Here is an 8,170-nt window from a genome sequence, read left to right on the forward strand (position 1 = left end):
CGAATTCGTGCTCATTCTGCCCTTGATTATCATGCACCTTTAGAATATGAAGAAAATTATGAAATTTAATAGTCCACTTTTCGGGGATCATACCATTCTTTACTTCTCTTACTCGCAGTTAGATTATGATCTTTAGGATCCATTTGAATAGCTGGACCATTCATCGCTTCTCCATCGGGGTTCATTACTGAACCTTTATAAGCATCTTTTGAAGGCATGTGGTGAGAGTCTTTTCCATCTCCAATAGGTAAACGAGTATCTTTATGAGCTCCACCTCTGTACACATTTTTTGAGCAATCCAACTTTGTTTGGTTGTTCTTAAACGGATTATTATTTACTTCAGTTTTCTTTGTTTGTACAGGTGCCTGTTGTCCCTTATTATTTAAAATATAATCATTACGAAAGGAACAAACTAAACCTTTCGCAATAATAGGAGCAGGATTTTTTGAATTCGATTCATAAGGTTTGTCATAATCTTTGCAATAAAAATCAATTGGAGAATCAATAATTTCATTGATTGTATTTTTTATTTGAGCAAAACTTTCATTTACTGAATTATGTAAATCTGCAATGTATTTTTTTATCTCATCAATGACTGTTGGCTCAGGAACATTTATTTTAAATTGAAGCCCCACAAGTTTAGCAGTAAGAACACAACCGCACGAAGCTTTATGACCTTCTAAGGCAACAGGTCTATCCATTATTGTATATTCAGTATCGCCTTCAACAATTGTTCCCGAACCATGACCAATAATAGGACAGCTTGTTGGATCACCTAAAAGTGCAATTTTAAATCCATTAACTATTGTGCCACTTCCTTGAACAACTTTTCCTCCACTTGATAAAGAATCTCCTTCGACGACAATCCCTTTTTCCATTTTCACAAAATCCTATTGTGCAAAATATATTATATATTTCATTTTTTAATTAATAACGTTTACTTTAGTTTGACCTTGAATTTTAATTTCTTTCCCTTTAATAATAATATTTCCAGATTTGTCTAAAATAATCTGACTTTCACCAGCTTTAATAATGATATTTTTCTCTGACTCAATTAAAATGTCTTCTTTAGCAGATAATTTAAAATTTTTATCTGTAGTTAATTCCATATTTTCTAAACAACTAATAGAAATATATTTATCCGCTTTAATTTCTGTATGCTCAAGGGATGTTGTGGAAATGTGTTTATTTGCTTTAATTTCAGTTTGGTCTTTTGTTTCTAATAAATAATGTTTATCAGAAAAAATTTCTACCCGTTCCTTTGCTTGCAAGTGATAATTCTTTTCAGTAATTACTTCTATTTTTTCTTTTGCATCAAGCAACATATTTTTTTCAGTTTTAAATTCCATTTGTTCTTTGGATTTAGAAAGCATATTTTTATATGTAATCATTTCCATTTTTAATTTGGATTGCGTTAAATGATCACCAAAAGAACGAATTTTCATATGTTCAGCGGCAGCAATATTTACAGTTGCTTTTTTATGATCCATTTCAAAATAATTGTTTTCAGAAGGCTGATCATAAATTGTTAAAACGTGTTTTTTACTTTTAAAATCTACAGGGTATTTCTTTTTAGGATTATATAAGCTTCCTAATACTATAGGTAAATCGGGATCCCCATTTTCAAATGCAATTAAAACTTCATCATCATGGCGAGGGGTAACAAACATTCCATAGTTTTGGCTTGCCCAAGGACTCATATAACGAGCATAAATAAATTTTGATTTTACAGGCATGCCATCATACTGCCAAGGTAACGCAATTTTTATATAAAACTTTTCATCTAAATATATTTTTTTATCATCGGCAACTACTTTTCCGTGAGTTGTTCCGTCTATAAAGTTCCGGATATATTCTTGTTCAATGCCGTATTGAGTATCAGCTGGGTGTAAAATTAAATCGGTATAAAATAAGCATGTTTTATCATGAATAAAAGGACTCATAAAAAAACTAAATGATAAATCTTGAACACGATAGTTTGTTAAATTTTTTATAGTTGTTGACTGTAATTTTTTGGCATCCAAAGAATATTTTGCATTAATAGTGCTTCCTAAATATGCTTTTAATGAATTTGTTTTTCCAAATGCTAAATAATAATTAACAGAATATTTTGCTTCTAATTTCTCTGCTTTTTCATTTGTATTTTTATTTGTATCACCAGCTTCTGCATATTTTTTTCCACCTTCAAATCCACAAGTCCATTTTAGCTTTACTGGTGAAGGGCGTATAGGCGTTACTTTAGGTTTTGTTTCATCTTTTTTAATTAACTTAGTATGTTGTCTGAAATCGGATTCTATGGCGTCTACAGGCTGCGTGGCAACGTTATTTTGGTACCCTAAATTTGTTAAATATTCTTTCTTCATAATCATTTGATCATTCGTCGAAGTATTTACCAAACTATAATCATCAAGCAAGTCTAAATTTAATAATTTTTCGCCACTTTTAGGTATAAGCATTTTAGGAGTTTCAATATTATCAAATATATGAAATTCACATTTTTTATTTTTATGAACAAATGTATAATTCCAGTCTTCTTCATCTAATAATCTTAGAATAAAATCCCAGTTAGATTCGCCATTTTGTACACAGTTTGTCCTTAAAGTTGTTTTTTTTTGGTTTAACAACAAAAACAGGAGAATATGGTTCCGTTATAAAACTGTTTTTACAAAAATCAGTAAAGACATCTTTAATAATATCTTGAATTGTTTTATTTACATAAACTAAATAATTATTTGTTTCTTGCATAAACCAAGGAAGCGGATAGGCCATAAATGTTATATTAACAAAATCTTCTTCTCCATTACTAAATGAAGAAACATCAACATTCGCAATATAGGCATTAAATTCTCTTACCATATTTCTTTTTGCATCTCTTAAATAAGCATGCACGTTTTTAAAATAGAAAAATGGTGAAATGGTTTCTAAGTTAAAAATATTACCTTTTTTTAACATATCAAAGCACAATGAAGTAAATTCATTTTGTGCTAAAGTTAAACTAAAAGTCATATTAAAAAATTTACTAATACCTTCTTCTATTTTAAAATTATTAATTCCTGTTTCAAGTATAATTTTTCCTGCTTTTAATATTTCTATATTTAAAGTATAACCTGTACTATTTGGGTTTGCCGAATGTATATCTAAATAAACATGTGGCTTAGGCTTTATAAAACTTAAAAAATTCATAATATCTCCGTACTTGATTTATATTCTAACTATTTCATAAACCAAGTCTGTTTCTGCTAAACTGTCTATAATTTTTTCTAATATTCTATCATAAAAATAATTTACTTTATTTTCAGTATTTTTTAATTTATAGCGGGAAATAATTGTTGGTTTTCCTTTTGAATTCATTTTAGCAACCATTTCCCATTTTTCAATTTTAATTTCTTCTATATATTTAATAAATGCATTTTTATAATTAAAAAATAAAGGCTTAATTTTTTCAACATAAGTAATAATCATATCTAAATTAGCCATTTTTTTACCTATAAAATAATCCCAATTATAAATAAAATTAAAAAATTCTGAGTCACTTAATATTTCACTATAAAAAATTGTTTCCGTAGGTTTAGTGATAATTTTCCCAAATGAAAGATTTATCTTTCCAGTAATAGATACAGGTTCATTTATAATATTAAATTTGCTTTGAAATAAGTTTGAAAAAATTCCATTGCTAATAAAAAATGAATCTGAATTATTAGCAAAATTTTTAAAAATTAGAGTATGTTCAATATTATATGGTATAGAAGGAGTGAATTGAATAGAACTCTCAACATAAAGATGACTTGGTAACTCAGAATACTCTTTTGTTGAAAATTCATACAACTCAGCATCGATAACACTAATTAAATTGTCATCTTTCAAATTTGATATAGGAATTTTTGAGTCTTCATTTATCTCATATAAGCTAATTGCATTTAAATCTTTTTTATAAATATCATAGACGGGAAAACAGTTTGTTTTTGCAAAATTTGCTAATTTAGAAAAATTTTGATAAGCTTCACTTGATAAAGGAATGTCCAGTAAAAAAGTTTCTTCTTGATTAAGATCAATAGAAGACAAATCAATAACAATGTAAAAAAAGTGATTTAATCTATTTAAAACATCATTAATAATAGATAATTTATTTTCATTATTATAAAAAACATTTTTTATTTTATTTTTTATACCATCAATAGATAAACTTATATTTTTTCTATTTATTTCATATTCTTTATCCTTAGTTTTAATTAACAAATTCTTGTCTTTAAATTTTGGATCAAAAATATAAGAAATTAAATGGAGTATTTCTTCATAATTAAATGAATTTAAATATATTTTGATCTCTGGTTTAATTTTTATATCACTTTCCATCATTTGATTTTTAAAACTTAAATAACAATGAGTTAAAGTTTCAGAAACGGTAAAATAGGACTTTTCAATTGTAAAAGGATGTATTTCATATTCTTCATTTGAAGATAAGAAATACTGTTTACCGTCTTTACTAAATTAATAATTCATTAATTTATTAATTGACAAATAATTAGATATGCTTTCATAATCGTCAAAATTATTGAATTCTACTATAAATGATGAGACTTCAGGGCGGAACCACTCTGGAAAACGTACTTCCATAAAGGGCTTCATTAAATTTGTAATTGTACTTTTTCTAAAGCATTCAGACATAGTCAATTTAAATGAAAATGCTTCAGCTAATTTTTCAGTTTCATTATCTATTAAACCGGAATGACTCAATCCAAAATGAGGACCTACTTCAGGATATTTTATACCAAGTTGATGTAATTTATTTCTGATTTCATACAAGTGCTCACTCATTACATTTTCAAATATCATATTAAGTTTTCCTAAAGTGAATTAAATTCTTCAATTTCTGTGTCAAATGAATTTTTAAAGTAAACCGCTTTTCCTTCAAAAAAAGTTAAAGTGAAATATAAAGTCATCTCTTTTTTTGTTTTAAAATAAAATAGTGCTAATTTATTTTGTTTCATATACTCAACTACTTTATCTTGATATTTTGAATTTAATTTTACGACGACATGACAACCACAGTTATTAAGTAAAATATGTTTACCCATAAAATTATTAAAATTTGAACTTCCAATTTGATTATTTTCAACTTTAATTTGACATTGTGCGTTTGAAAGCATTTTAACGTCATGATATGGGTCAATTGTATCGCCAAAAAATTCAATTACGTAGTTCATAATATTTTGTTTATTTAAAAGTATATCACTTTGATATTTAAATTCTAAAAATCCTTCTCTTAATTCTTTGTTATCTATTTGCTCACTTTTTTGTAATTTATCTAAAAATATATTTACAAATTCTGTTATTATTAATTTTTGGTTTTCATTTAATTCTCTAAATTTTTCATAATATATTTCTGGTAAAATCACTTTAAAAGTTGAAGCTACATTCATATTTTTATCAGGATAATACACAAGAGAGTTATATAATATTTTTTCAAAATCTTTTATAATATGATTCATTTAGTTTCCTTTAATTCTATTTTATATACGGAATTCAATTTTGAAGCTTTGTTTAATAGTGTTTCAATAAATTTAATAAGAATAGATACACCACCAAATTGATAATTTTTCTTATTCAACTCAAAAACAACGTGGTATCTTTTTTGATGAAAAGCACCGTGAGCATTATGTACCTGTTTTTTGTCATTAATTTCACTAATTAAATTTAATTGGCTTATTATTTTTGTAATAATTCCTTTATAACTAAGAGACATTTCTGAAAAATATTGTAGTGTATTAAAAATATTTTTTATACTCAAATTCTCTTCTATTATTTTTGAATTCATTAAAAATATATTGCTATAAAAATAGTTGTCTTTAAAATTTTCAATATAAAAAGTAGTTCTGGAAGGTACAGTTAAATTTTCAAATAAATATTTATGATTCCTTTTTAAAACAAGATTAGACTTTACTTGAACGACATGCGCATTCGTTAAATCAGAATAATTAAAATAAGGTAGAATTATAATATCACGGTCAATTACTTTACATATTTTTAAATAATAAATGATATCTAAACTTTTATCATCCATAATAAATTTTTTATATATACGATAATCTTTATTCAACTCTAAATTTAAATCTTTGTGCTCAAGATCAAAAAATTGAATTTTTTTAATACCAATGAAATTTTTTTTAGATGCTCTATCTAATGTTAAATAAGGTTTTGTTCCTTTTATTAAATATATTGGATCACCTCTTTGTACATTTTTATTTTTACTTGCAAAACAATTTGTATATGCATAATTATTAACTTGGCTTGAATCTTTAATATATTCAGAAAGAGGTATAATAATTTTAATTTCTTCTTCATTTTCCATTTCAAATGGAAACATTGAAAAATCGAAATTAATGAAGGTATAATTATTTAAATAATTTACAAATTGATATAGATAATAAGTAAAGTTACTTTCGCTATAAATAGATAAGTCAAATAAATCTAAAAATGAGTATGCAATATTTTCTCTATTCACATTTGTGAAATAACTTTTATTTTTTTTGATGACCTCAATTTTTTGTTTAGTGAAAAATATTTCATCTAAAAAACGATAAAAGTTACTAAATTTGCTATAATCTATAAATATTTTAACTTTTTCTAATTTATTTATTTTTTCATATGATTTTAATTTTAAAACAGCACAATATTGATCATTTATATAAGTAAAATAAGATTCTGTTATGTCAAGTGGAACTAGTTTTACAGGAAGATCATTTGAAAAAGAGAGTTCCTGATTGTTTTTATTTTTTAAATAATGAGCAAATAATGTTTCTTCTGGATAATGTCTATGGCGCCAATTATTCCAATCCGTTATTTTAGCTTTTAAAATTATAGAGGAAACAGCTGGCTCAAACCACTCAGGTAAAAATTTACTTAAGTCATTCATCGCCATTACAGATGAATTTTCCAAAAACCGGACATTACTTTGTGCCATCATGAAAGCAAGGCATTCGTCTAGTCTATCTGTCTCTGGATCGTTACATGACTTTTCTTTGCTATAAATCGCTGGCAACAAGTTGGGATTATTTTTAGCAAACTCATGGCTCATTGTTGAAAAATTTTCGAGAAGTCTTGATAGTTCTTTTTGATAATTATTCATTTTTTTCTTTTTTCAAATAAATTAACTCTAAATTAAAATTTTGAGTTGTTTTAATAATAAATAAACACATGTTGTATAATTTATATTTTGATAAAATAAAACAATATTTTAGTATATTTTTCACACATAAAAATAGAAAATCACGCTATAATATCTAAAAAATATGTTAAATAATTAATTTGATTTTACTCTAATAATATAAGGCATTTATGTTTTGCTGAATTTTTAATTTAGCAACGGTTTTAAGTTTATATAAATTAAAATACTAACTTTTTAGATACTCTTATTTTTTTTGTGCAAATGATCTTTGCTTATGAGGAATCATAAAATAAATAATACAATTAATAAAATTTAAATTATATTTTAAATAAAAATATTTAATGAATTTACTAGATTATTTTTTCAATTAATTTTAGATGTTGCACTTATTAAATTAAAAGCATTATCTGCTTCTTCATCTAATTTTCTAGCTAAATCTTCAGCTTCATAGTATTTTTTTCTTAATTCAAAAAAAGTATTCTTATCATAAAACGCTTTCATATGAGATTTATCAGCAGCTTTGTACAAATTGTAAGCTTTATCCGCTTTTTTATAAGCATTATTTGCTTTTTTCCTAAGCTCTCTAGCTTTACCAGCCTTAGAATCATTTGCAAATAGCGCTGCAGCGCCTCTTGCACATTCTGCAAATTTATGAGGAGGAGCTGCATTATAAGCTGCATAGTATGCTTTTTCCATATAAGTAAGTAAACTACGCTCGAGATAGTAACTGACAAAGTATTCTACAACTGAAGGATTTTTTATGACTTGTAGTTTGATTTCTAAAAGCTTTTTTTTCTGATCATTAATTTCAGTTGCAAGATTACTTGCTAAATTTTTAATTAAATTAAGCTCATCAATATAAAATGCATTATAATCTTTATATGCCAGTTAAGAGTTGAGAATGTGTTTTTAGAAAAAGAATATGTACTTAAAAAGGCATGCAGAAAATCTTCCGAAAACATGGACAAGCAAGCCCTTTGTTGAACGGACTTTGGATGCCGTTTG

At 25.6% G+C, this 8,170-nt stretch carries 8 protein-coding genes; all 8 read right to left on the reverse strand.

Going from position 1 to position 8,170, the window contains the following annotated elements; genetic code table 11:
• Nucleotides 1–65: 65 nt before the first annotated feature.
• The 8 genes from ACIQ56_RS11655 to ACIQ56_RS11690 all read right to left on the reverse strand — a co-directional run bounded on the left by ACIQ56_RS11655 (nucleotide 66) and on the right by ACIQ56_RS11690 (nucleotide 7,861).
• Nucleotides 66–878: a PAAR domain-containing protein gene (locus ACIQ56_RS11655; protein ID WP_397601232.1), complete on the reverse strand. Its 813-nt coding sequence runs from the start codon at nucleotides 876–878 to the stop codon at nucleotides 66–68.
• A 45-nt stretch (nucleotides 879–923) separates the two neighbouring features.
• Entirely contained in the window at nucleotides 924–2,627 is a 1,704-nt protein-coding gene (locus ACIQ56_RS11660; protein WP_397601233.1) for a phage baseplate assembly protein V, read from the reverse strand.
• A complete protein-coding gene (locus tag ACIQ56_RS11665) occupies nucleotides 2,566–3,183 on the reverse strand; it encodes a hypothetical protein (protein ID WP_397601234.1) in 618 nt (205 codons plus the stop codon). Before ACIQ56_RS11665 ends, ACIQ56_RS11660 begins: the two co-directional genes overlap by 62 nt.
• An 18-nt stretch (nucleotides 3,184–3,201) precedes the next feature.
• Nucleotides 3,202–4,356, reverse strand: a complete 1,155-nt coding sequence (locus ACIQ56_RS11670; RefSeq protein WP_397601235.1) for a hypothetical protein — start codon at nucleotides 4,354–4,356, stop codon at nucleotides 3,202–3,204.
• Nucleotides 4,357–4,488: 132 nt separating this feature from the next.
• Nucleotides 4,489–4,833 carry a hypothetical protein gene (locus ACIQ56_RS11675; RefSeq protein ID WP_397601236.1) on the reverse strand — a complete coding sequence of 115 codons (345 nt, stop codon included), beginning with the start codon at nucleotides 4,831–4,833 and terminating at the stop codon, nucleotides 4,489–4,491.
• Nucleotides 4,834–4,844: 11 nt separating this feature from the next.
• Nucleotides 4,845–5,489 (reverse strand): hypothetical protein, encoded by a 645-nt coding sequence (locus ACIQ56_RS11680; protein WP_397601237.1) that lies wholly within the window; start codon nucleotides 5,487–5,489, stop codon nucleotides 4,845–4,847.
• Entirely contained in the window at nucleotides 5,486–7,126 is a 1,641-nt protein-coding gene (locus tag ACIQ56_RS11685; RefSeq protein ID WP_397601238.1) for a type VI secretion system baseplate subunit TssF, read from the reverse strand. Before ACIQ56_RS11685 ends, ACIQ56_RS11680 begins: the two co-directional genes overlap by 4 nt.
• 402 nt (nucleotides 7,127–7,528) lie before the next feature.
• Nucleotides 7,529–7,861, reverse strand: a complete 333-nt coding sequence (locus ACIQ56_RS11690; protein ID WP_397601239.1) for a hypothetical protein — start codon at nucleotides 7,859–7,861, stop codon at nucleotides 7,529–7,531.
• Nucleotides 7,862–8,170 lie beyond the last annotated feature (309 nt).

This window comes from Silvanigrella sp. (assembly GCF_044369315.1).
GTDB lineage: Bacteria > Bdellovibrionota_B > Oligoflexia > Silvanigrellales > Silvanigrellaceae > Silvanigrella.